Annotated in this window: 22 protein-coding genes; 10 read left to right on the top strand and 12 right to left on the bottom strand. The window is 75.0% G+C overall.

Annotated elements, in window-relative coordinates:
• Positions 1–481: 481 nt before the first annotated feature.
• Positions 482–1,141 (top strand): transcriptional repressor LexA, encoded by a 660-nt coding sequence (gene lexA / locus J2S66_RS06130; RefSeq protein WP_310304803.1) that lies wholly within the window; start codon positions 482–484, stop codon positions 1,139–1,141.
• An 18-nt stretch (positions 1,142–1,159) separates the two neighbouring features.
• Here the strand turns inward: lexA and J2S66_RS06125 are convergent, their stop codons facing one another.
• Positions 1,160–2,176: an NAD(P)/FAD-dependent oxidoreductase gene (locus tag J2S66_RS06125; protein WP_310304801.1), complete on the bottom strand. Its 1,017-nt coding sequence runs from the start codon at positions 2,174–2,176 to the stop codon at positions 1,160–1,162.
• 119 nt (positions 2,177–2,295) lie between these two features.
• Entirely contained in the window at positions 2,296–3,279 is a 984-nt protein-coding gene (locus J2S66_RS06120; protein WP_310304799.1) for a glycosyltransferase, read from the bottom strand.
• Positions 3,280–3,455: 176 nt separating this feature from the next.
• On the opposite strand from J2S66_RS06120, the gene wrbA reads away from it, so the two are divergent.
• Both wrbA and J2S66_RS06110 read left to right on the top strand, forming a co-directional pair.
• Positions 3,456–4,073, top strand: a complete 618-nt coding sequence (gene wrbA / locus J2S66_RS06115; RefSeq protein WP_310304798.1) for an NAD(P)H:quinone oxidoreductase — start codon at positions 3,456–3,458, stop codon at positions 4,071–4,073.
• 104 nt (positions 4,074–4,177) lie between these two features.
• Positions 4,178–6,199, top strand: a complete 2,022-nt coding sequence (locus tag J2S66_RS06110) for a cellulose binding domain-containing protein (RefSeq protein ID WP_310304796.1) — start codon at positions 4,178–4,180, stop codon at positions 6,197–6,199.
• Between the two features lie 51 nt (positions 6,200–6,250).
• Here the strand turns inward: J2S66_RS06110 and J2S66_RS06105 are convergent, their stop codons facing one another.
• From J2S66_RS06105 to J2S66_RS06080, 6 genes are all read right to left on the bottom strand, one after another.
• Positions 6,251–7,474: a cytochrome P450 gene (locus J2S66_RS06105; RefSeq protein ID WP_310304794.1), complete on the bottom strand. Its 1,224-nt coding sequence runs from the start codon at positions 7,472–7,474 to the stop codon at positions 6,251–6,253.
• Complete coding sequence (locus J2S66_RS06100) at positions 7,471–8,736, bottom strand: NAD(P)/FAD-dependent oxidoreductase (protein ID WP_310304793.1); 1,266 nt, start codon at positions 8,734–8,736, stop codon at positions 7,471–7,473. Before J2S66_RS06100 ends, J2S66_RS06105 begins: the two co-directional genes overlap by 4 nt.
• Positions 8,733–8,933, bottom strand: coding sequence for a ferredoxin (locus tag J2S66_RS06095; RefSeq protein WP_310304791.1), 201 nt, complete (start codon positions 8,931–8,933; stop codon positions 8,733–8,735). The genes J2S66_RS06100 and J2S66_RS06095 overlap by 4 nt, the downstream gene beginning before the upstream one ends.
• A gap of 37 nt (positions 8,934–8,970) precedes the next feature.
• A complete protein-coding gene (locus tag J2S66_RS06090; RefSeq protein ID WP_310304789.1) occupies positions 8,971–9,615 on the bottom strand; it encodes a TetR/AcrR family transcriptional regulator in 645 nt (214 codons plus the stop codon).
• Between the two features lie 113 nt (positions 9,616–9,728).
• Positions 9,729–10,409 (bottom strand): TetR/AcrR family transcriptional regulator, encoded by a 681-nt coding sequence (locus tag J2S66_RS06085; protein WP_310304787.1) that lies wholly within the window; start codon positions 10,407–10,409, stop codon positions 9,729–9,731.
• A gap of 297 nt (positions 10,410–10,706) precedes the next feature.
• On the bottom strand, positions 10,707–11,264 hold the full coding sequence (locus tag J2S66_RS06080) for an NAD(P)H-dependent oxidoreductase (protein WP_310304785.1): 558 nt from the start codon (positions 11,262–11,264) through the stop codon (positions 10,707–10,709).
• Between the two features lie 94 nt (positions 11,265–11,358).
• On the opposite strand from J2S66_RS06080, the gene J2S66_RS06075 reads away from it, so the two are divergent.
• From J2S66_RS06075 to J2S66_RS06065, 3 genes are all read left to right on the top strand, one after another.
• A complete protein-coding gene (locus J2S66_RS06075) occupies positions 11,359–11,982 on the top strand; it encodes a TetR/AcrR family transcriptional regulator (RefSeq protein ID WP_310304783.1) in 624 nt (207 codons plus the stop codon).
• Between the two features lie 124 nt (positions 11,983–12,106).
• Entirely contained in the window at positions 12,107–13,348 is a 1,242-nt protein-coding gene (locus J2S66_RS06070; protein ID WP_310304781.1) for a PP2C family protein-serine/threonine phosphatase, read from the top strand.
• The gene (locus J2S66_RS06065; RefSeq protein ID WP_310304779.1) at positions 13,345–13,701 is read left to right on the top strand and encodes an STAS domain-containing protein; all 357 of its coding nucleotides are present in this window, start codon (positions 13,345–13,347) and stop codon (positions 13,699–13,701) included. The genes J2S66_RS06070 and J2S66_RS06065 overlap by 4 nt, the downstream gene beginning before the upstream one ends.
• A 39-nt stretch (positions 13,702–13,740) precedes the next feature.
• Here the strand turns inward: J2S66_RS06065 and J2S66_RS06060 are convergent, their stop codons facing one another.
• The 3 genes from J2S66_RS06060 to J2S66_RS06050 all read right to left on the bottom strand — a co-directional run bounded on the left by J2S66_RS06060 (position 13,741) and on the right by J2S66_RS06050 (position 15,937).
• Positions 13,741–14,199, bottom strand: a complete 459-nt coding sequence (locus J2S66_RS06060) for a hypothetical protein (RefSeq protein WP_310304777.1) — start codon at positions 14,197–14,199, stop codon at positions 13,741–13,743.
• 116 nt (positions 14,200–14,315) lie between these two features.
• Positions 14,316–15,275 (bottom strand): LLM class flavin-dependent oxidoreductase, encoded by a 960-nt coding sequence (locus J2S66_RS06055; protein WP_310304775.1) that lies wholly within the window; start codon positions 15,273–15,275, stop codon positions 14,316–14,318.
• 53 nt (positions 15,276–15,328) lie between these two features.
• Complete coding sequence (locus J2S66_RS06050; protein ID WP_310304773.1) at positions 15,329–15,937, bottom strand: SGNH/GDSL hydrolase family protein; 609 nt, start codon at positions 15,935–15,937, stop codon at positions 15,329–15,331.
• 234 nt (positions 15,938–16,171) lie between these two features.
• Between J2S66_RS06050 and J2S66_RS06045 the strand changes: the two genes are divergently transcribed.
• From J2S66_RS06045 to J2S66_RS06035, 3 genes are read left to right on the top strand one after another with little or no spacing between them, the layout of a single operon-like run.
• Positions 16,172–16,987 (top strand): alpha/beta fold hydrolase, encoded by an 816-nt coding sequence (locus J2S66_RS06045; RefSeq protein ID WP_310304771.1) that lies wholly within the window; start codon positions 16,172–16,174, stop codon positions 16,985–16,987.
• Positions 16,988–17,007: 20 nt separating this feature from the next.
• Positions 17,008–18,252 (top strand): PP2C family protein-serine/threonine phosphatase, encoded by a 1,245-nt coding sequence (locus J2S66_RS06040; protein WP_310304768.1) that lies wholly within the window; start codon positions 17,008–17,010, stop codon positions 18,250–18,252.
• Complete coding sequence (locus tag J2S66_RS06035) at positions 18,240–18,572, top strand: STAS domain-containing protein (protein WP_310304766.1); 333 nt, start codon at positions 18,240–18,242, stop codon at positions 18,570–18,572. The genes J2S66_RS06040 and J2S66_RS06035 overlap by 13 nt, the downstream gene beginning before the upstream one ends.
• A 91-nt stretch (positions 18,573–18,663) precedes the next feature.
• On the opposite strand, the gene argG is transcribed toward J2S66_RS06035, so the two are convergent.
• On the bottom strand, positions 18,664–20,109 hold the full coding sequence (gene argG / locus J2S66_RS06030) for an argininosuccinate synthase (protein ID WP_310304764.1): 1,446 nt from the start codon (positions 20,107–20,109) through the stop codon (positions 18,664–18,666).
• A gap of 585 nt (positions 20,110–20,694) precedes the next feature.
• Between argG and J2S66_RS06025 the strand changes: the two genes are divergently transcribed.
• Positions 20,695–22,452, top strand: coding sequence for an ATP-binding protein (locus tag J2S66_RS06025; protein WP_310304763.1), 1,758 nt, complete (start codon positions 20,695–20,697; stop codon positions 22,450–22,452).
• Positions 22,453–22,528: the final 76 nt, after the last annotated feature.

Here is a 22,528-nt window from a genome sequence, read left to right as displayed (position 1 = left end):
TCTCCGCCTTGAGAGTGCACGGCACGGCACAGTCCCGCAAGAGCCGATCATCGCCGCTCGCGAGGTCGGGCGGTACCGGGATTCCCGGTACCGCAAGGGTTTGAGCGACGGCGACCGACTCGGCCGCTGCGGTGATCACCCTGTCCCGGTCCACGCTGCCGCCCGTCCTCGCGGTCCAGCACACCGCGGTCCGCGGAGTTCCCGGTCGACCTGGGCGGCCTCCCGGACCACGACCCGCACGTGTCGACCACCGCCACCCTCGTGCGGCGGGACGAGGTCCACGCGTGCTCCCCCGGCTCCAACGCCCGCGACGCCCACCGGGGCGCGGACCACTTCAGCTGCGTGCGCCGGATTGGGACCGGCGCGTCCGACCGCGGCTGGTGGCTCCGGCTCGACGACGACGTGACCGCCGTGCCGGACCTGACCCGATCCCGATCACCCTCGGTGACAGCCGGGCCGGACCACGCCTATGATCACGCGGGTGACCGCCTACGGCTTCGACGAGTTCGACCACCTGGACACCTCGGCCCTGCCCGAGCGCCAGCAGCGCATCCTGGCCGTGGTCCGGGACTGGGCGGTCAGGCACGGCCACTCGCCGAGCACGCGCGAGATCGGTGACGCGGTCGGCCTGCGCTCGTCGTCGTCGGTGTCGAAGCACCTGACCGCGTTGGAGGACAAGGGTTTCCTGCGCCGGGGCGCGAGCGTGTCCCGGCCGATCGACGTGCGCGCGTTCCTGCGCGAACCGGCCGGCCGGGAGCCCGCCGGCGACTCGGTGCCGGTGCCCGTGGTCGGCGACATCGCCGCCGGCGCGCCCATCATGGCCGAGGAGCACGTGGACGACGTCCTGAACCTGCCCCGCGAGCTGACCGGGCGCGGCACCGTGTTCGGCCTGCGCGTGCGCGGCGACTCGATGGTCGACGCGGCCATCTGCGACGGCGACATCGTCGTGGTGCGCCGCCAGCAGGAGGCCCACTCGGGCCAGATCGTGGCCGCGATGATCGACGGCGAGGCCACCGTGAAGGTCTACCGCCGCCGCAACGGCCACGTGCTGCTGGAGCCCCGCAACCCGGCCTACGACGTCATCGACGGCGATGAGGCCGTGGTGCTGGGCACCGTGGTGTCGGTGCTCCGCAGCGTCTGACCGCCACGACCGGCGCGGTCACAGGCCGTGGCGGCGGTTGCCGGCGACCAGTTCGGCCACCCGCGACTCGGCCGCGGCGGAGAACGGGGCGCGGTACGCGTCGACCGCCAGCCGGGTGTCCTCGACCACCAGGTCCGCGTTGATGTGGGCGCCCGCCGCCGCACCCGCCGCCGCCGCCGAGCCGACCTGGGCCGACAGGTCCGCCACGTTGCCCGCCGCCCACACGCCGGGCACCTCGGTGCGACCGGTCGCGTCCACCGGGACGTGCTCGCCCATCCCGGACGGGTGCGGCACCGGCCGCAGGCCGAGCGCGTCCAGGAAACCGGTGCGGGCGACCATCCTGGTGGCCACGGCGACGGTGTCGCGGGCGACGACCGAGCCGTCCACGAGCCGCACGCCGGCGATCCGGTCGTCGACGACCTCCAGGGCCGCCACCTCGCCGCCCACCACGCGGATGCCGCGCGCCGCCAGCTGTTCCGCCTGCTCGTCGGTGGGTGCGGGCGCGGTGTGCGCGAAGAGGACGACGTCGTCGCTCCACTGGCGGAACAGCAGCGCCTGGTGCACCGACATCGGCCCGGTGGCCAGCACCCCGATGGCCCGGTCGCGGACCTCCCACCCGTGGCAGTACGGGCAGTGCACGACGTCGCGCCCCCACCGCTCGCGCAGGCCGGCCACGTCCGGCAGCTCGTCGACCAGTCCCGAGGCCACCAGCACCCGACGGGCGCGGACCACGCGGCCGGCCACCTCCACCGCGAACCCGGCGTCCTCCCGGACCACCGCGCCCACCTCGCCCGCCACGACGTGCCCGCCGTAGGAGCGCACCTCCGCCCGGCCGCGCTCCAGCAGCTCGACCGGCGACACGCCCTCGCGGGCGAACAACCCGTGCACCCCGTCGGCGGGGGCGTTGCGCGGCGCTCCCGAGTCGACCACCAGCACCGACCGCCGGGCACGGGCGAGCATCAACGCCCCGTTCAGCCCCGCGGCGCCGCCGCCGACCACCACCACGTCGTACCTGTCGAGCACCTGCTCGGTCATCAGGACCACCTCCTGGGACCACGATGCGCGCCGTACGACCGGATCGGCAAACCTTGTTGCCGATCCGGCAACAAGGTCGACCCCGACCGGATCGGCACGCCGACCACCGGAGGGGCGGTTCAGGCGAACTCCGGCAACCGGCGGGCGACCTCGGCAGGCGACGGCATGCGGGCGATCTCCTCGGCGAGGCCGCGCGCCGCGTCGCGGTGGGCGCGGTGCGCCAGCAACGTGAGGACGAGGTCGGCGACGGCCTCCGCGTCCTGCTCCCCCGGCAACAGCCGCAGACCGGCGCCGGAGGTGGTCAGCGCGTCGGCGTTGGCGAACTGGTCGGCCCCCTGCGGCAGGAGCAGCTGCGGAACGCCGACGGCGAGCGCGCCCAGGGTGGTGCCGCTGCCCCCGTGGTGCACGACCACGTCGACGTGCGGCAGCAGGTCGGCCTGCGGCACGCGGGCGCGGGCGGTGACGCCGCGCGGCAGTTCGCCGAGGCGCTCCGGGGGCACCCGGCCGGTGGCGACGACGACGTCCACGCCCAGGGTCGCGAGGCCCGCCACGGCGGCGGTGAGCAGTTCCGGCGTGCCGAACGCGGTGCCGAGCGTCAGGTAGACCAGCGGGCGGGAGCCGCGGCGGGCGGGCAGCGCGCCCGGTTCGGCGTGCGCGACGGGCCGCAGCGCGACGCGCCGCGCGGTCGCGAGGAAGTCCTCGTCCTGCAACGACGGCGGGCAGATGTCGAGGTGCGGCAGACCGGGGACGGCCTCGTCGGGCGGGGCGAGGCCGATGCCCTCGGGGAACATGCGGCCGAACCCGTGCCACAGGCCCGGCACCCCGGCGCGGCGCGCGGCGACGGCCGCACCCGGCACGCCCCACCCGTGCACGACGAGGTCGGGCCGCAACCGGGCCAGCTCCGGCTCCAGGTCCTCGGCGTAGACCTCGTAGAACGAGTCCGCCGGGCGGAAGGGCCGCAGCCCGTCGGCGGCCAGCGCCTCGTGCACGGCGTCGCCAGCGGCCCAGTGCACCTCGTGCCCGGCGTCGCGCGCGGCGACGGCGAGCGGGATCATCGGGTAGGTGTGGCCGACGGAGGACAGGCCGGCGAACAGCACGCGCATGACCCCGGAACCTAGTCGTCGGGTCCGACGCGCCCGGCACCTCCCGCACGGGGCGGACCAGCCGCCGCGCACCGGAAGACCACCCCGCCTACCCACGATCGGGCGGTCGGGGTGATCTCCGGTCCTCAGCGGGTATGCCCCGGTGGAGTCACGCCGACCGGACACCTGGAGAGCCCATGTCAGACCTGAGGACCGCCGTCGTCTACTACTCCGCCACCGGCAGCGTCCACGCGATGGCCCAGGCCGCGGCGCGCGCCGCCGAGGAGGCGGGGTCCGAGGTGCGGTTGCGGAAGGTGCGGGAGCTCGCGCCGGACGAGGCCATCGCGAGCAACGAGGGCTGGGCCACGCACGCGCGGCAGACCCAGGACCTGCCGGAGGCGTCGCTGGACGACCTGGAATGGGCCGACCTGCTGATCTTCGGCGCACCGACCCGGTTCGGCATGCCGGCGGCGCAGCTCAAGCAGTTCATCGACACCACGGGGCCGCTGTGGGGCGCGGGCAAGCTGGTGGACAAGGTGGCGACGTCGTTCACCTCGGCGGCCACCGCGCACGGCGGCCAGGAGACCACGATCACCGCGCTCAACAACACCTTCTACCACTGGGGCTGCGTCATCGTGCCGCCCGGCTACGCCGACCCGATCCAGTTCCAGGCCGGCAACCCCTACGGCTCCAGCCACGTCTCGGACAACGGCCAGACGCCGCCCGGACAGGTCGAGCTGGACGCGGTGTCCTTCCAGGCACGTCGCGCGGTGCGCCTCGCCCGCGCCCTCAAGGCGGGCCTCGCCTCGGCGTGACCGGTCGGGGGCCACGGCCGACCGAAGGTGGTGATTGACAGACCCGACGGCGCGCGATCAGCCTGGGAGCGCTCCCGGACACCGTCGTCGCAGAGGACACCGCCATGAGACCGCGCGCCACCCTGCTCGTGCTCGCCCTGGTCGCCTCCACCGTCGTCGCGCCCGCCCTCACCGCACCGGCCGTGCGGGCGCAGGACGAACCCGGCGTCCGCGTGGCGGTGAACGCGCGCGCCGGGCTGGAGGCCGTGGACGACGCCGCGATCGGGGTGAACCACGCGATCTGGGACGCCCAGCTCGGCACGCCCGAGGTGTCCGACCTGCTCAAGGGGGCCGGGGTGGGCGCGATGCGCTACCCCGGCGGGTCGTACTCGGACATCTACCACTGGCGCGACCACACCGCGCCCGGCGGGTACGTCGCGCCGAACACCGACTTCGACACGTTCATGGCGGGCGTGCGGCGAGCCGGGGCGCAGGCCGTGGTGACGGCCAACTACGGCACCGGCACGCCCCAGGAGGCGGCCGAGTGGGTGCGCTACGCCAACGTCACCAAGGGCTACGGCGTGAAGTACTGGGAGATCGGCAACGAGCTGTACGGCAACGGGCACTACGGCTCGCAGTGGGAGGCCGACGACCACCCCGACAAGAGCCCGGCCCAGTACGCGGCGCTGGTCGTGGAGTACGCGCGGGCGATGAAGGCCGTCGACCCGACGATCCGGGTGGGCGCGGTGCTCACCACGCCGGGCGACTGGCCGGACGGCATCGTGGCGGCCGGTGACGCGGGCACGTGGAACCAGGTCGTGCTGTCGACCGCCGGGCCGGAGGTCGACTTCGCCGTGCTGCACTGGTACCCCGGCGGCGCGACCGGGGCCGAGGTGCTGGCCAAGACCGATCGCGTGCCGGAGATGCTGCGCATGGCCCGGGAGCAGATCGCCCGCCACGCGGGCAAGGAACTGGGCATCGCGCTGACCGAGGTGAACACCTCCTACGGGCGCAACACCCAACCCGGCGCGCTGTTCGCCGCGGACGCCTACGCGACCCTGCTGGCCAACGGGGTGTTCACCGTGGACTGGTGGAACGTCCACAACGGCATCGGGACGGTGTCCACCATCGGCGGGCAGACCGACTTCGACGACTTCGGCCTGCTCTCCAGCGGCACCTGCACCGCCGACGGCTCGGTGTGCCAACCGGCGCTGAACACGCCGTTCGCGCCGTACCACGGCCTGGCGATGGCGTCCCGGTTCGCCCGCCCCGGCGACCGGTTCGTGGCGGCCGGCGCCTCCGACCCGCTGGTGCGGGCGCACGCGGCCCGCCGCCCCGACGGCGGCCTGGCCGTGCTGCTGGTCAACCAGGACCCCGCGCGGTCCAAACCGGTCACCGTGGACTACGCCGGGTACGCGCCCGCCGAGCAGGCGCAGGTGCTGTCCTTCGCCACCGGCGACACCGGCATCACCACGTCGACCGGCGCGGCGCGGTCGGTGGTGCTCCCGCCGTACTCGCTCACCACGATCGTGCTGCGGCCGGCCACGCCGATCACCGGTCCGGCGGCCCCCGAACGCCCCGCGGTCGACGCCGTCACCGACCGCTCGGCCACCCTGACGTGGGCCCGTCCCGCGCCGGGCGTCAAGTACGAGGTGCACCGGCGGCTGGGCACCACGACCGAGCAGTGGGGCGAGACGACCGGCACCTCGTTCACCGCGCGCAACCTGACCCCCGGCACCCGCTACGCGGTCAACCTGATCGCCCGCGACGGCGCCGGTCGGGTGTCCTGGGCCTCGCCGCCCCTGACCTTCACCACCGCCGCGCCCGCCGCCGGGCCGTGCTCGGTCAGGCTGACGAACACGACCGACTGGGGCAACGGCTTCGTCGGCAGCGTCGACGTCACCAACACCGGCGGGGACCCGCTGGACGGGTGGACGCTCGCGTTCGACTGGCCGACGCCGTGGCAGCAGGTGGCCAGCGGGTGGAACGCGACGTGGACGCAGACCGGCGCCGCCGTGCGCGTCGGCTCGGACCAGGTGCTCGCCCCCGGGGCCACGGTGAACACCGGGTTCGTGGGCGCGTACCAGGGCCCGAACCCGCTGCCCCTGGTGTTCACGCTCAACGGCAACCCCTGCACGACCGGTTGACGCGCCCACGCCGCCCGCGCCGCGTGCGGCGTGGGCGGCGTGGGCGGACCGTCACCAGGTCACGGGCAGCTCGTGGACGCCGTAGACGAAGCCGTCGTGCTTGAACGGGACGTCCTCGAAGTCGACGGCCAACCGCAGCCCCGGCACGCGCCGGTACAGCGTGCGGTAGACGACCTCCAGCTCCAGGCGGGCCAGCGGCTGCCCGAGGCACTGGTGCACGCCGAACCCGAACGCCAGGTGGTGGCGGGCCTGCCGGGTGAGGTCGAGCCGGTCGGGGTCCGGGAACGCCTCGGGGTCGCGGTTGGCGATCTCGTTGGGCAGCACGAAGCCCTCGCCCGCCGTGACCGGGCAGCCCGCGACCTCCATGTCCTCCGTCGCGACCCGGCGGCGCCCGCCGTGCGTGATGGTGAGGTAGCGCAGCAGCTCCTCGACCGCGCGGGTGGCGACGGCGGGGTCGTCGGAGTCGCGCAGCAGCGCCAGCTGGTCGGGGTGGCGCAGCAGCAGCAACGTGCTCAGCGCGATCATGTTCGCGGTGGTCTCGTGGCCCGCGATGAGCAGCAGCACGGCCATCTGCGTGGCCTCGGGCACGGTCAGGTCACCCGACCTGATCTTCCCGCCGAGGCGGGACAGCAGGTCGTCGCCCGGGCGCTCCAGCTTGGCGACGACGAGCGCGCCGAGGTACCGGCCCAGCTCGCCCATGGCGGCGGCCCGCTGCTCCGGGGTGGAGTCGCGGTTGATGATGGTCCGGCTGTTGCGCTGGAAGAAGTCGTGGTCGTCGTAGGGCACGTCGAGCAGCTCGCAGATCACCAGCGACGGCACCGGCAGCGCGAACGCCTCCACCAGGTCGGCCGGTTTCGGCCCGGCGAGCAGCGCGTCGACCGCGCGGTCGACGATCCCCTGCACCATCGGCCGCATGGCCTCGACCTTCTTCACCGCGAACGCCGCGCCGACCATGCGCCGCAACCGGGCGTGCTCGGGGTCGTCCATGCCGATGAAGCTCAGCGTCCCGCCGGGCCCCGGTGCCTGGCGCGGGTAGTCGGGGCGGGTCATGTCCGCACTCACGCGCGGGTCGCCGAGCACCGCGCGCTGGTCGGCGAAGCGGGTGACCAGCCACGGCGTGCTGCCGTCCCACAGCCGCACCCGGGTCATCGGCGCCCGCTCCCGCATCGCCCGCAGCTCGGGCGGCGGGTCGAAGGGGCGGTCCTCGGCCCGGGGCATGGGGTAGTCGGGGGCCTCGGCCGGGCTGCCGCCCACGGGGTCGGTGGTGCTCGTCATCGCTGTCCCTCCGAGAAATCTGTCCGGGAACGGGGCGCGCGCCGGAAGCCGGCCTCCTCGACCTTGCCGGGCTCCACGTGCGAACCGGCGAAGTCGCGCAGCTGCCCCAGCAGCCGCTGCCGCAGTGCGCGGGCCTGCCTGGGCATGTTCCAGCCGAGGACGCCGACGGCCTCGCCGTCGCGCTCGTAGAGCGCGACGAACCGGCGGACGGCCACGTCGCCGTCCACGACGGACACCGACGCGCCGGGGGCGAGCACGCCGTGGACCTGCACCCTGGCGTCGAACTGGTCGGTCCAGAAGTAGGGCACGGGCGCGTAGGGCCGCCCCGCGCCCAGGATGTCGTCGGCCACCGCCACGGCCTGCTCGGTGGCGTTCGTGCGGTTCTCCAGCCGGAGCAGGCCGCCCAGCCCCTCGTGGTGCCAGCGGGCCACGTCGCCCGCGGCGTAGATCCCATCGGCGGCACGGCACCGCGCGTCGCACACCACGCCGTCGTCCAGCCGCAGGCCGCTGCCGGCCAGCCATCCGGTGTTCGGGATCGCCCCCAGCGCGACCACGACCACGTCGGCGGGCAGCACCTCGCCGGTGTCCAGGCGCACGCCGGTGACCCGCCCGTCCCGGCCCGCCAGGCCGGCCACCGCCGCGCCGAGCCGCAGGCGCACGCCGCGCTCGCGGTGCAGGTCGGCGAGGACGCCCGACACCAGCGAGCCGAGTCGGGCCTCCAGCGGGGCCCGCTGCGGGCCGGCCAGCGTGACGTCCAGGCCCAGGCCGCACGCGGTGGCCGCGACCTCCGCGCCGAGCACGCCGTCACCGACGACCACCAGCCGCCCGCCGGTCAGCAGAGCGGCCCGCAGCGCCGCGGCGTCGTCCAGGGTGCGCAGCACGTGCACCCCGGCCAGTCCCGCCTGGTCGGGCAGCACGCGCGGTCGCACGCCGGTGGCCAGGACCACGACGTCGGCCCGCAGCACGGTCCCGGACGCCGTCCGGACGGTGCGCGCCACCGGGTCCAGCGACACGGCCGGGTCGCCGAGGACGAACGTCGCGCCCAACCCGTCGAGCAGTTCGGGGGTTCGCAGCCGCGCCCGCTCGGGCTGCCACGTGCCGGCCAGCACCTGCTTGGACAGCGGCGGCCGGTCGTAGGGCGGGTGCGGCTCGTCGCCCAGCAGGGTCAGCCCACCGGTGTGCCCCTTGCGCCGCAACGCCTCCGCCGTCGCGAGACCGGCGGCGGAGGCCCCGACGACCAGGACGTCCGGTGCTGCGGTCACGCGCCCTCGCCCAGTGCGATCGCCGACGCCGGGCACACGCCCGCGGCCTCGCGCACCGCCGCGTGCAGGTGCTCGGCGGGCTCGGCGTCGAGCAGCACCACGACGCCGTCCTCGTCGCGCTGGTCGAACACGTCCGGCGCGGCGAGGACGCACGAGCCCGCCCCGCAGCACTTGTCCTCGTCCACGGTGACCTTCATCTGCTGTGCTCCTTCGTTGTTCTCGTGCACGCGGTTCTCACGCGCCGGTCGGGGTGACGGGCGCGAGCAGGAGGCCGACGATGGCGTCGATCAGGCTGGTGGCGACGGCGTCCCAGCCGGGTTTCGGCGTGGGCGCGCCCCCGGCCGGCGCCGCCTCCCGCTCGGCCGGGGTGTGCGTGACGAGGTTGCGGGCCGTCGCGCCGCGCTCCAGGTGCACCGGCAGCGGCACGGCGGGCAGGCAGCGGTCGAGCCCGTCGACGATGCGCCGCATCGGCTCGGTGGCCAGTGCCTCGTCGACGGTGGTCTGCCGCAGGCCGGGGTCGGTCATGACCTGCGCGCTGAACCGGGCGAACCAGGTGGGGTCGCCCAGCTCGGCCAGGTGCGCGGTGTACGGGCGCACCGGGCAGGTCACCCAGTCGCGCGGCTCGTGGCTGTGCTCCACCTCGGCCGGCATCCGCTCGCGCGTGCGCTCCATCGGTCCGGTGTGCCGCCGCACGATGGCGCGCACGAGGTCGGCCTTGGTGCCGACGTGGTAGCCGACGGCGAAGTTGTCGCCCTGCCCCGCCTCTTCGCCGCCCTGTCGGTTGGACACCGCGAAAACGCCGCACTCGGCGAACAGTCGTTCGGCGGTCGCCGGGATCAGCTCCCGGGTCTCGGCCGCCCGGTTGCCCGTGGTCACCACCGCACCTCACCACCGCAGACGCTGAGTCAATCAACTGACTTAACCACGGCGGCCCGATCCGGCGCAACGCGCTGTGACAGATCGACTGCGGAGAGGCGACCAGTCTGAAGTCGTCAGCCCGTCGCGGGAGGCGTCGCGGAGGACGTCGTCGAGGGCGCGGTCCACAGCCCGGTGATCGCGTCGACCAGCCCGGTCGCGGCCTCGTCCCAGGTGCGCCTCGGCGTGTCGGAGCCCTCGGCGAGGGCGCGTTCCCGCTCGGCGCAGACTTGCACGACCAGGTGGCGGACCATGTGGGCGCGATCGGCCCGCACCGCGTCGGGCACGTCGGGCAGGCACGCGTGCAACCGGTCCAGCACCCGGCGCAGCGACGGGTCCGCGAGCGACTCCTCGGCCATGATCCCCCGGAACGCGGGATCGGTCGTCACCTGCGCGCCGAACCGGGCGAACCACGTCGGGTCGCCCAGCGAGGCGAGGTGCGCGGTCACCGGCCGCACCAGGCAGTCCACCCAGGCGCGCAGGTCGGTCGGGTCGGCGACCTCCTCGACCATCGCCCGGCGCAGCGCCTCGATCGGCGCGGTGTGCCGCCGCACGACGGCGCGCACCAGGTCGGCCTTGGTGCCGAAGTGGTAGCCGACGGCGGCGTTGTTGCCCTGCCCGGCCTCGGCGCTGATCTGCCGGTTCGACACCGCGTAGAGGCCGCGCTCGGCGAACAGCCGCTCCGCCGTGGTCAGGATCTGCTGCCGCGTCGCCCCGACCTGCTCGGCGCGCGGCCTCCTGCCCACCTCCGTCACCACGCGCACCACCGTACAGGCCGGGAGGGCGCCCCGACGGGGGTCAACGGGCCGGGAAGCGCAGCAGGCCCCGGTCGAACGCGCCCGGCTGCCCGGCGTTCGTCGCGTGACCGCCCGGTCGACGACCGCGCCCAGTCGGGGTTGTTGTCGCCGCCCGTCGAACCGCCGACGAGCGCGGCCCCGCTCGGGTCCAGTCCTTCGAGGACGGTGCGCACGTCGCGCGACCGGCGGTCCGCGGTGGTGCCGCCCGGCAGCGGCGCGCGGACGCGTCCCCGGCGCGGGGACGCGCCCGCGCGGGGCTCAGGCCGCGACGCCGACGCGGCCGGCCAGACCGGCCAGGACCTCGACCAGGCGGGCGGTCACCTCGGCGTCGTCCACCGGGTGGGTCTCGGCGAAGCGGGTCACCGAGGCGGGGATGGACAGCGTCAGGTCGTCGGCCACGGCGGCGCCGGCGATGCGGACCGCCTTGCGCGCCTCGTCCTGCGCCCACACGCCGCCGTACTGGCCGAACGCGGTGCCGACGACGGCCACCGGCTTGCCCGACAGGGCGCCCGCGCCGAAGGGCCGGGACAGCCAGTCGATGGCGTTCTTCAGCACGGCCGGGATCGTGCCGTTGTACTCCGGGGAGAACAGCAGCAGCGCGTCGGCGTCGCCCACGGCGCGGCGCAACTCCGCCGCCGCCCCCGGCACGTCGCCCTCGACGTCGACGTCCTCGTTGTAGAAGGGCACGGAGGCCAGTCCTTCGTGCAGCGCCACCTCGACGCCCTCGGGGGCGAGCCGGACGGCGGCCTCGGCGAGCTGGCGGTTGTGCGACGCGGCGCGGAGGCTGCCGACGAGGGCGAGGATGCGAACGGTCATCGGGGTGCTCCCCAGGTGAGTGCGGGTGGTGCGCGGTCCGGTACCCCACGGTAAACGGGCCACGGTCCGTTTCTCTTCCGGCTAGGCTGCGACCGTGAGCGAGCCCACAGCACCGCGCGGGCGGCTGCTCCCGCTGACCCCCGTGCACGCGGCACCGAGGCTGCGCGCCGACGCCGTGCGCAACCGGGCCCGCCTGCTGGAGGCCGCGACCCGCCTGGCCGCCGAGCACGGCGCGGCCAACCTGACCATGGAGGCCGTCGCCGCCGCCGCGTCGGTCGGCAAGGGCACGGTGTCCCGCCGCTTCGGCGACCGCAACGGCCTCCTGCTGGCCCTGCTGGACCACCAGGAACAACGCCTCCAGGAAGCGTTCATCACCGGACCGCCGCCGCTCGGGCCCGGCGCGGACCCGGTGCGGCGCCTGCTCGCCTTCGGCCCCGCCGTGATGCGCCACGAGCACGCCCACCGCGACCTCTACCTGGCCGCCGACCCCGGTCCGGACCGCCGCTTCACCGTCCCGGCCCGGCGCGTCCGGATCGCCCACCTGACCACGCTGCTCCGCCAGGCCACCGGCGACGCCGACGTGGACGTGCTCGCCCACACCCTGCTGGCGTCCCTCGACATCGCCCTGGTCCACCACCTGACGACCCGGCTGGGCATGCCACCGGCCCGGGTCGAGGCGGGCTGGACCGACCTGGTGACCCGGCTCACCGCCCGCTGACGGAAGGCGACGGAAGTGCGCCGGCACGCCGGGTCTGCGAGGGTTGGACGATGCCCACCGTGAACGCCACCGGCCACCGCCGGACGCCGGACGCGCTCCCCTCCCACGCCGCCGCGCAGAGGTGATGACGGGGATCGGGCGCAGGGCCGAAGCCGGGGCGGACCACGACCGCGCCGGGTTCCCCGCGCTGTCCCCGGACCTGGCCGAGGACCTGGCCGAGGACCTGTACGAGAACGCGCCGTGCGGGAACCTGGTGACCCTGCCAAACGGGCGGATCGTGAAGGTCAACGCGACGCTGCTGCGCTGGCTGGACCGCACCCGCGAGGAGCTGGTCGGGCTGCGGTTCGCCGACCTGCTGTCGGTCGGCGGCCGGATCTACCACGAGACGCACCTCGCGCCGCTGCTGAGCATGCACGGCGAGGTCAACGGCGTCGCGCTGGAACTGCTGACCGCCGACGGCGGCCGGTTGCCGGTGCTGCTCACCGCGACGGTCCGGGAGGGCGGCGGCGGACGGGACCCGCTGATCCGGATGACCGTGTTCGACGCCCGCGAGCGCCGCGCCTACGAGCGGGAGCTGCTGCGCGCGGGCAAGGCGGCCGACGAGGCCCGCGACCGGGCGCAGCGCCTGGCCACCACCCTCCAGCGCACGCTGCTGCCGCCGGTGCTCACGGCGCCGCGCGGAGCGGAGGTCGCCGCGCACTACCACCACGCGAGCCCGGACGAGGTCGGCGGCGACTTCTACGACCTGTTCCCGCTGTCCGACGACCGGTGGGGGCTGTTCCTGGGCGACGTGTGCGGAAAGGGCGCCGAGGCGGCGGCGGTCACCTCGCTGACCCGGTACACGCTGCGCGCGGCGGCGGTGTACGACCCCGACCCGGCCGCCGTGCTCGACAACCTCAACACCGTGCTCAACCAGGAGTTCCAGGGCGGCCAGCCGCGCTTCTGCACGGTGGTCTTCGGCGTGCTCACGCCCGAGGGCGACGGGTACGCCGCGACGCTCGCCAGCGGCGGCCACCCGCCCGCGCTGCTGCTGCGCGCCGACGGGGCCGCCGACTACCTGCGCACCCCGGAAGGTCAGCTGATCGGCATCCTGCCGCACGCCAACATCGTCACCACGAGCGCGCACCTCGGTCCCGGCGACACCCTGCTGCTCTACACCGACGGCCTCACCGAGGCGCGCACCGGCACGGCCCACGACCGGTACGAGGAGACGGCGCTGCTGGAGTTCGCCACGGCCCTGGCCCCCGCCTCGGCGCCCGCCGTGATCACGGCGGTGACCCGGCTGCTGGACGACTTCGGCGAGGGCCTGGAGGACGACGCGGCCGCGCTGGCCATCGGCGTCCCCCGTCCGGCGGGAGCCCGGTGAGCGGCCTGCGCGTCACCACCCGGGAGCTGGGGGACTTCCACGTGGTCGCCCTCGACGGCGAACTGGACCTCGGCACCACCACCCGCCTGCGCGACGCCGTGGACGGCCTGGCCCTGCGCGACGGCGACCACGTCGTGGTCGACCTGACCGCCGTGACCTTCTGCGACTCCACCGGGGTGTCCGCCCTGATCGCCGCCCGCAGGCACGCCGACGCCGCGGGCTGCCCGCTGGTCCTGGCCGGCACGCCGCCGCACATCACCAGGTTGCTGCGCGTCGTCGGCCTGCTGCCCGTGTTCCCCGCGCACGCCACCGTCGAGGAGGCCACCCGGGCACCGATCCCGCCGGTTCCGTGACGGCTCGCCCGGGTCCGGGCGAGCACGGCGGGCGCTCCCCTACGGGCGGTGGCGGGTGGCGATCCTGACCACCTCGCCGCGCGCGTTGAAGAACAGCTTGGGCGCGAAGGCGTCCCGGATGGCCTCGAACTCGCCGCGGCTCACGGGCTCGGCGCCCAGGCCGTCCGCCGTGACCTCGGGTGTGCCGGGGCCGGGGGTGGTGAAAGTGGCGTCCTCGGCGAGCCGGGCGGTCTCCGGTTTCGCGCCCGGCACCGGGACCACCCTCGGGTTCGTCCGCGACGAGGTGTCCAGGGTCGCCTCGACCCAGGTGACGGTCGTGCCGTCGACGACCAGGTCCGCGGCCACCTCCACGGGGATCTGCCGGATGAGGGAGGCGGGTCCCGCGGACGAGGACGTCCCCCGCGCGCCCACGTCGGCGCCGTCCGTCGCGCAGGAGGCCAGCAGCAGCGGTGCGGCCGACGCGAGGACGACGAGGGTGATGCGCGCGGTGTGCCGCACGGCGACGGCTCCTTCCGGGCGGTGGGGTTGTCCCAGCTGTGGACGCGCGGGCCCCGCCACCGGTTCCCCCGGTCCGACTTCCCCGGACCGATTCCCCTGGGCCGGTCGTGCCACCGCTAGAGGACGGCCGCCAGGCGCTCCAGGCCGTCGGCCGGGTCGGCGTCCGCCAGGATGAGCACGACGCTGTCCACCCCCGCGTCGAACAGCTCGGCCAGCCGCGCCCGCGCGTCGTCGGCGGTGCCGACCACCGACAGCTGCCGCACCCACTCCTCCGGCAGGCGGCGCGCGAACTCGTCCCGGTCGCCGCACTCCCGGCGCAGCGCCGCGAACTCCTCCGCGAACGGCAGCGGCGCGAGGTGCGGCGCCCAGTCGGGTTCGCCGATCCAGGCCAGGCCCGGGCGGACGGCCTCGACGGCGGCGGCGCGGTCCGGGTGGACGGAGGTGGCGTTGTAGGCCACGAGGCGGTGCGGCCGCCGCGCGTCGACCTGCGCCAGCGCGGCGCGCGCGTACTCCGGCGTCACCGGTTCCGCCAGCACCGTGCCGTCGGCCACGCGACCGGACACGGCCAGCGACCTCGGTCCCCGCACCCCGGCGAGGACGAGTGGCGGCACGTCCGGCACGCACGCCGGCTCCAGCCGGACCGACGGGTCGAGCGAGACGTACCGGCCGCGTTCGGCGGCCTCGCCGCGCACCAGCGCGGTCACCGCGCGGACGTGCTCCTCCAGCAGGGTCAGCGGGCTGGCCGGCCACTGCCCCACCGACCGCATCCAGGCGGGCATCCCGTGCCCGACGCCGATGTCGACCCGACCGGGGAACAGCTGGGCGAGCGTGGCGGCCTCCATGGCGGCGAACGCCGCGTTGCGGGCGCCGGCGGGCAGCAACCCGATGCCCACCCGGATGCGGGGCGTCACGGCCAGCACGGCCGCCGCCTGGGCGACCCCGCCGCGGAACCCCAGGTCCTCCACCACCCACAGCTCGTCGAACCCGAGTTCGTCGGCGCGGCGCGCGAACGGCAGCACCGCGGCGGGCGCGAGGTCGCGCGGCAGCATCACCCCGACCGATCCGGAACGACCCACGGCAGCCCTCCTCGGTGGTCCGACCTTGATCGTATCCGAGCGCCGGGGGCGGGTCAGGCGGCCCGCTGGTCGGCCGCCGCCAGGACGTACGGGGCGAGGGCGTCCGCGATCAGCGCGTACCCGGCGGGCGAGGGGTGGAAGCGGTCCGCCGAGAACAGGCGGGGGTCGGCGGCGAAGCGGCCGTGCAGGTGGGACCCGATGTCGGCCACCACCCCGCCGGCGCGCACCACCGCGTCGGCTTGGGCCCGGGCGTAGAGCCCGCTGGCCTGCGACACGAACGACCGGTAGGCGGGCGGCACGTGCGAGACGACGCCGAGGTCGGGCGCGGTGGTCACCACGACCCGTCCGCCCGCGCGGCGCAGGTCGGCGACGGCGTCGTGCAGCAGCGCGGCGCCCTGCGCGGGCGGGGTGAACGAGGTCAGGTCGTTCGCGCCGATCACGATCAGCGCCAGGTCGACGCCGGTGGGCGCGGCGGCGCGGACCTGGGCGGCCAGGCCGGTCGACCGCGCGCCGGACACCGCGTGCACGCCGAGGTCCACCCGGTGCCCGGCCTCGCGCAGCACCTCGGCCAGCAGGTGCCCGGGGGTCTGCTCGACCCGCGCGCACCCGACACCGGCGGCGAGCGAGTCGCCGAGGACGCGGAAGCGGAGTTGTTCGCTCATCACCCCGCACAACGCGCGGGCGTGCCCGCCTGCTCCCGCGTGAGGCCGATCTCATACCTCCGCGGTGGGCAGGCCGACCAGGGCGCGGCGGACAAGGGCGCCTTCACCGTCTCCTCGCCACCGGCCGGGACCTGCTCGACCCCGCCGACGACACCGCCACCGCGCGACCGGTTCGTGACACGCGGCGGCGGCGGTCGCGCCCACCGCCCTCGGCGGTGGTGGGATAATGCCGCGATGGACGTGCGGAGCAGGAACAACGTGACCGTCTCCGGTCGTGCGGACGGCCGACCGCTGGTGTTCTCGCACGGTTTCGGCTGCGACCAGAACATGTGGCGGCTGGTGGCGCCCGCGTTCGAGGCGGAGCACCGGGTGGTGCTGTTCGACCACGTCGGCGCCGGGAACTCCGACCTGTCGGCGTGGCGGCCGGAGCGCTACTCGTCGTTGCGCGGCTACGCCTCCGACGTGCTGGAACTGCTGGACGAGTTGGACCTGCGCGACGCGGTGTTCGTCGGGCACTCGGTGAGCGCGATGATCGGCGTCCTGGCCGCGAACGAGGACCCGTCGCGCTTCGGCGCCCTGGTCCTGGTCGGGCCGTCGCCGCGCTACGTGGATGACGGCGACTACGTCGGCGGGTTCACCGCCGAGGACATCGAGGAGCTGCTGGACTCCCTGGACAGCAACTACCTGGGCTGGTCGGCCGCGATGGCGCCGGCCATCATGGGCAACGCGGAGCGCCCGGAGCTGGGCCGGGAGCTGACCGAGAGCTTCTGCCGCACCGACCCGGAGATCGCCCGGCACTTCGCGCGCGTGACGTTCCTGTCGGACAACCGCGACGACCTGGCCGGGGTGGGCGTGCCGACCCTGGTCCTCCAGTGCCGCGAGGACGTCATCGCCCACCGGCGCGTCGGCGAGTTCGTGCACCGCGCCGTGCCCGGCAGCGAGTTCGTCGTGCTCGACGCGACCGGGCACTGCCCGAACCTGAGCGCGCCGGAGGAGACCACCGCCGCCATCCGGGACTTCCTGGGCCGTCCCGGGAGCGCGCGACCGTGATGTGCGCGGCCGGGGCGCGGGTGGGCGAGCCCGAGGAGCCCGGGGACGACGGCGACCGGCGGTCCGACGAGCGGGTGGTGTTCTCCTCGCTGCTGGAGGACAGCGCCGAGGACCTGTACGACAACGCGCCGTGCGGCTACCTGTCCACCCTGCTGGACGGCGAGATCGCCAAGGTCAACAACACGCTGCTGGGCTGGCTCGGCTACCGCCGGGAGGACCTGGTCGGCGCGCGGCGCTTCACCGACCTGCTGACCGCGGGCGGCAAGCTGTACCACGAGACGCACTACGCGCCGATGCTGCGCATGCACGGCGAGGCCCGCGAGCTGGCGCTGGACCTGGTGGCGGCGGACGGCCGCCGGCTGCCCGCGCTGGTCACCGCCACCGTGAAGACCACCGAGGGCGGCCAGCCGCAGCTGGTGCGCCTCACCGTGTTCGACGCCCGCGAGCGCCGCGCGTACGAGCGGGAGCTGCTGGAGGCCAAGCGGAAGGCCGAGCGGGAGCGCGAACGCCTGGAACGCCTCACCGGCACCCTCCAGCGGACCCTGCTGCCCGACGCGCTGCCCGCGATCGACGGCCTCGACGTCGCGGCGCACTACCAGGCCGCGTCCGCCGACCAGGTGGGCGGCGACTTCTACGACCTGTTCCCCCTGGGCTGCGACCGGTGGGGGTTCTTCCTCGGCGACGTGTGCGGCAAGGGCCCCGAGGCGGCCGTGCTGACCTCGCTCACCCGCTACGCCCTGCGGGCCGCCGCCACCGTGCACGACACCGACCCGGTCGCGGTGCTGACCACGCTCAACGCGGTCCTGCTCCAGCACCGCAGGCCCGGCGCGCCGCGGTTCTGCACCGTCCTGTTCGGACTGCTGGAACCGGACGGCGACGGTTTCGCCGTCACCCTCGCGGGCGGCGGCCACCCGCCGGCGCTGCTGCTGCGCGCCACCGGCGGGGTGGAGGCGCTGCACACCACCGGCGGGCAGCTCGTCGGCGCGCTGGCCAACGCCCGGTTCGCCACCACCTCGGCGCGGCTGGAACCCGGTGACGTGTTCGTCCTGTACTCCGACGGCCTCACCGAGGCGCGCCGCGCCGACGGCACGATGCTGGAGGAGGAGGGCCTGGCCGAGGCGGCCGCCGGGTTCACCGGCCTGCGCGCGCCCGCCGTGGTCGAGTCCCTGGTGGACCTGCTGGAGAAGTGGTCCGGGATGCCGTCGGACGACACCGCCGTCCTCGCGATCGGGGTGGTCCCCGCGGAGGCGCCGTGTTCGACGTGATCCTGAGCAGCGACGGCGGCACCCACACCCTGGCCCTCGTCGGCGAGCTGGACCACCAGAGCGCCCCTCGGGTGCACGAGGCGCTGGACCGGCTGCACCCGGCGCCGGGCGACCGGGTCGTGCTGTCCCTGGAAGGGCTGGCGTTCTGCGACTCCAGCGGTCTGAGCGCCTTCATCGCCGCCTACGAGCGGGTCACCGCCGCGGGTGCCGCGCTCACCCTCGCCGCCCCGCCCGCGACCCTGACCAGGATGCTGCGCACCACGGGCCTGGACGACGTGCTGCCCTGGCGGGACGACGACCGGGGCCGGCGGGCCAGGTAGCGCCGCGGCCCGACCGGGTCGTCCGGCCCGGTGGACGACGACGGCGCGTGCGCCGCCACGGGGGCCGCGCACGCGCCGGGACGCCGGTCGGTCAGTCGGTGCCGGACTCCATGGCCGCGTGGTCGAGCAGCTCGTCGTCGGCGACCGTGCCGCGGGAGGCGATGACCTCGGCCCCGCCCTCGGGCATCGCGCCGATGAGCTTGGTCGGGGTGACCCGCGCGGTGTCGATCAGCGTCGACTGCCTGCTGCCCACCAGGCCGAGGCCGGCGTACTGCTCCAGCTTGGCGCGCGAGTCGGCGATGTCGAGGTTGCGCATCGTCAGCTGGCCGATGCGGTCGACCGGGCCGAACGCGGAGTCCTCGGTGCGCTCCATGGACAGCTTGTCCGGGTGGTAGCTGAACGCCGGCCCGGTGGTGTCCATGATGGAGTAGTCGTCACCGCGCCGCAGGCGCAGGGTCACCTCGCCGGTGACCGCCATGCCGACCCAGCGCTGGAGCGACTCGCGCACCATCAGGGCCTGCGGGTCCAGCCAGCGGCCCTCGTACATCAGCCGGCCGAGCCTGCGGCCCTCGGTGTGGTACGCGGCCAGCGTGTCCTCGTTGTGGATCGCGTTGACCAGCCGCTCGTAGGCCGCGTGCAGCAGCGCCATGCCCGGCGCCTCGTAGATGCCCCGGCTCTTGGCCTCGATGACGCGGTTCTCGATCTGGTCGGACATGCCCATGCCGTGCCGGCCGCCGATCGCGTTGGCCTCCAGCACCAGGTCGACGGCGGAGCCGAACTCCTTGCCGTTGATCGTCACCGGCCGGCCCTGCTCGAAGCCGATCGACACGTCCTCGGGCGCGATCTCGACGGCCGGGTCCCAGTGCCGCACGCCCATGATCGGCTCGACCAGCTCGATGCCCGCGTCGAGGTGCTCCAGCGCCTTGGCCTCGTGCGTCGCGCCCCAGATGTTGGCGTCGGTGGAGTACGCCTTCTCCGTGCTGGCCCGGTACGGCAGATCACGCGCCAGCAGCCACTCCGACATCTCCGTGCGACCGCCCAGCTCGCGCACGAAGTCGGCGTCCAGCCACGGCTTGTAGATCCGCAGCGACGGGTTGGCCAGCAGGCCGTAGCGGTAGAACCGCTCGATGTCGTTGCCCTTGTAGGTGGAGCCGTCGCCCCAGATCTGCACGTCGTCGTCGAGCATGGCGCGCACCAGCATGGTGCCCGTCACGGCCCGGCCGAGCGGGGTGGTGTTGAAGTAGGTGCGACCGCCCGAGCGGATGTGGAAGGCGCCGCAGGCGAGTGCCGCCAGCCCCTCCTCCACCAGCGCCGCGCGGCAGTCGACCAGGCGGGCCAGCTCCGCGCCGTACGCCTCGGCGCGCCCCGGCACCGAGTCGATGTCCGGCTCGTCGTACTGGCCGATGTCGGCGGTGTACGTGCACGGCACCGCCCCCTTCTCACGCATCCACGCGACCGCCACCGAAGTGTCGAGACCGCCGGAGAAGGCGATGCCGACGCGTTCGCCGGCGGGGAGGGAAGTGAGCACCTTGGACACGCTGGATAGTATGCACCACGCTGCATGGTCATTCATAACCGGGGGTCCACAAGCCCCTCGCGCGCGGCTCGACACCTCCTCCCCCGGCCGCACGGACGGCCGTTCCGACGAGAAGGCCTGACGGGAACGGCGGATCGGCCGACCGATCGACGACCGCACGAATGCGGTCTCGCACACCTTGCCCGCCACCCGCTTCCGCCGAATGCGAAATCTCCCCCCATCAGCGGAAACGCCACGCCCTTACCACGAACAGAGCAATGGCGACACGCAGAGCGAGAACAGTACGTTCCTCACATTCGCCCCCGGTGTCTTCACATACCCGTCCACCTGCGGTTTCTCCTGCTCATTGCGCTGATCGGCGTACGCACGGGTGAACGTTCCCGCCCAGCCTTGACAGTCCGGACGGCGGTCGGCAGGCTAACCCCGCCGCGCCGCCCGGGGAGTCGACGATCGGCCGATCGGCCTTCGGCAGGGCCGGCGACGACCGAAAGCCGGAGCGCTTTTTTCCCCTCACCGGGAATGGTGTAGAACACGGTCGCGAAAGCGCGCACGCATGTCCCCCGATCGCCCGCGAGGACCTGATTGATGTCAGCACACACCCCGTCCAGCGGTCCCCCGGCGAACCCCCCGGCGCGACCGGCCGTCCTCGCCGCGGTGACCGCGCTGGTCGTCGCAGGCGGCCTGGTCACGTGGGCGGTGCTCGTCACGCCGGAGCACTCGCGGCTCCTCGTCGGCGGGTGCGCCGGCGCCGCCGCGCTCGCGCTGGTCGTCGCGGTGACCGCGGCGGTGCGCCAGCGGACCGCCGCGCGCCACTTCCGCGACCGCGCCGCCCTGGTGGCCGCCGAGGCCGCCGACCTGGCCGACCGGCTGGCGCCCGCGCTCGTCGAGCGGCTGCGCGCCGGGTCCGCCCCGGCGACCGCGCTCACCGAGGTCGAGAAGCCCGTCAACCCCCACCACGAGCGCGTGCTGCGCACCCTCGCCGAGGAGGTCGGCCGGGGTGAGCGCGCCCGGTCCGCCGCGATGGCCGCCTGCGGCAACGCCGCGGGCCGGATGCAGGCCCTGGCCACCAGCATGCTCGCGGACCTGCGCGAGATGGAGGACCGGCACGGCGAGGAGGTGCTCGGCGACCTGCTCAGGCTCGACCACAGCACCGCCCAGGCCGGTCGCCTCGCGGACAGCATCGCCGTGCTCACCGGGTCGCGCTCCGGCCGCCGCTGGACCAAGCCGATCGTCATGGAGTCGATCCTGCGCGGCGCCGTCGGCCGGGTCAGCGCCTACCAGCGCGTGCGCACCCACTCCGCCAGCTCGTCGGCCGTCGTCGGCTACGCCGCGGAGGGCGTGATGCACGCCCTCGCCGAACTGGTCGACAACGCCTGCAACTTCTCCCCGCCCTCCGAGCAGGTCCACGTCTACGTGGAGGAGGCGCAGGCGGGCGTCGTCGTCACCATCGAGGACGGCGGCCTGGTCATGGGCGACCTGGCGCTGCGCCGCGCCGAGCGGCTGGTGTCCGGCGACTCGCTCGACCTCACCGGCCTGTCCGGCACCCGCCTCGGCCTCGCCGTGGTGGGCAGGCTCGCGCGCAAGCACGGCCTGGTCGTGTCGTTCCGCCCGTCGTCGCGCGGCGGCACCGGCGTCGTCGTGATGATCCCGCGCACGCTCATCACCGAGCCCCGCCAGAGCGGCGGCGGCAGGCGGCGCTCCACCGACTCGCGGGGGTACGGCGGGAACGGCCTGCCGGCCTTCGAGCCCGCGCTGTCGACGATCGAGACGCTGGACCTCCCCATCCAGCACGTGCCCGCCCAGAACTCCCAGGCACAGAACTCCCAGGCGCAGAACCAGCCTGCCCAGAACCAGCCGGCCCAGCGCCCGGCCACGATCCACCCCTCCCCGATCCAGCCCGCCGCGGTCGAGCCCGTCCCGGCGCAGCCCACCCACGCACCGCAGGAGCACACCGCGCAGCCCGCCGACACCTCCGACGACGTGCCCGAGCAGGACTCCCCCGCGGAGGACGTCGTGCTGCCCCGCCGCCACCGCGGCAGCACGCTCGGCGCCACGTTCCCCGGCCCGCCCCGCCGTCCGGTCGACCCCGCACCGCCGCGCGCGGACGCGGGCAGCAGGTTCAGCGCGTTCCGCAGCGCGACCCGCCCCGAGAGCCGCCCGACGCACACCGGCCCGCAGAACAGCGCACCGCAGAACAACGCCCCCGGCCCGGACGAGCGCGAGCCGGACGCCCACGTCGGGCCCGGCCACGACCCGGCCGTCGAGGGCTTCGGCGAGCCGGGCGCCCGTCCCCACCCCGAAGTCGAACCGCTGCGCGGCGAGGCGCCCCACTGGCCGTCCTGAGGCGACCACCGGCACCCCCGCACCACCAGGCACCCCGAACCACCCCGACAGGATTGGAGGCAGGGGCCACGCACCC

The sequence above is a fragment of the Saccharothrix longispora genome, from assembly GCF_031455225.1.
GTDB classification, from domain to species: domain Bacteria; phylum Actinomycetota; class Actinomycetes; order Mycobacteriales; family Pseudonocardiaceae; genus Actinosynnema; species Actinosynnema longispora.
This window is presented reverse-complemented; position numbering and strand designations above follow the sequence as displayed.

Bases quoted from the DNA above. Each gene is read 5' to 3' on its own strand.
- J2S66_RS06125 (WP_310304801.1), bottom strand. From the start codon at position 2,176: ATGACCGAGCAGGTGCTCGACAGGTACGACGTGGTGGTGGTCGGCGGC.
- J2S66_RS06120 (WP_310304799.1), bottom strand. From the start codon at position 3,279: ATGCGCGTGCTGTTCGCCGGCCTGTCCTCCGTCGGCCACACCTACCCG.
- wrbA (WP_310304798.1), top strand. From the start codon at position 3,456: ATGTCAGACCTGAGGACCGCCGTCGTCTACTACTCCGCCACCGGCAGC.
- J2S66_RS06110 (WP_310304796.1), top strand. From the start codon at position 4,178: ATGAGACCGCGCGCCACCCTGCTCGTGCTCGCCCTGGTCGCCTCCACC.
- J2S66_RS06105 (WP_310304794.1), bottom strand. From the start codon at position 7,474: ATGACGAGCACCACCGACCCCGTGGGCGGCAGCCCGGCCGAGGCCCCC.
- J2S66_RS06095 (WP_310304791.1), bottom strand. From the start codon at position 8,933: ATGAAGGTCACCGTGGACGAGGACAAGTGCTGCGGGGCGGGCTCGTGC.
- J2S66_RS06080 (WP_310304785.1), bottom strand. From the start codon at position 11,264: ATGACCGTTCGCATCCTCGCCCTCGTCGGCAGCCTCCGCGCCGCGTCG.
- J2S66_RS06070 (WP_310304781.1), top strand. From the start codon at position 12,107: ATGACGGGGATCGGGCGCAGGGCCGAAGCCGGGGCGGACCACGACCGC.
- J2S66_RS06050 (WP_310304773.1), bottom strand. From the start codon at position 15,937: ATGAGCGAACAACTCCGCTTCCGCGTCCTCGGCGACTCGCTCGCCGCC.
- J2S66_RS06045 (WP_310304771.1), top strand. From the start codon at position 16,172: ATGGACGTGCGGAGCAGGAACAACGTGACCGTCTCCGGTCGTGCGGAC.
- J2S66_RS06025 (WP_310304763.1), top strand. From the start codon at position 20,695: ATGTCAGCACACACCCCGTCCAGCGGTCCCCCGGCGAACCCCCCGGCG.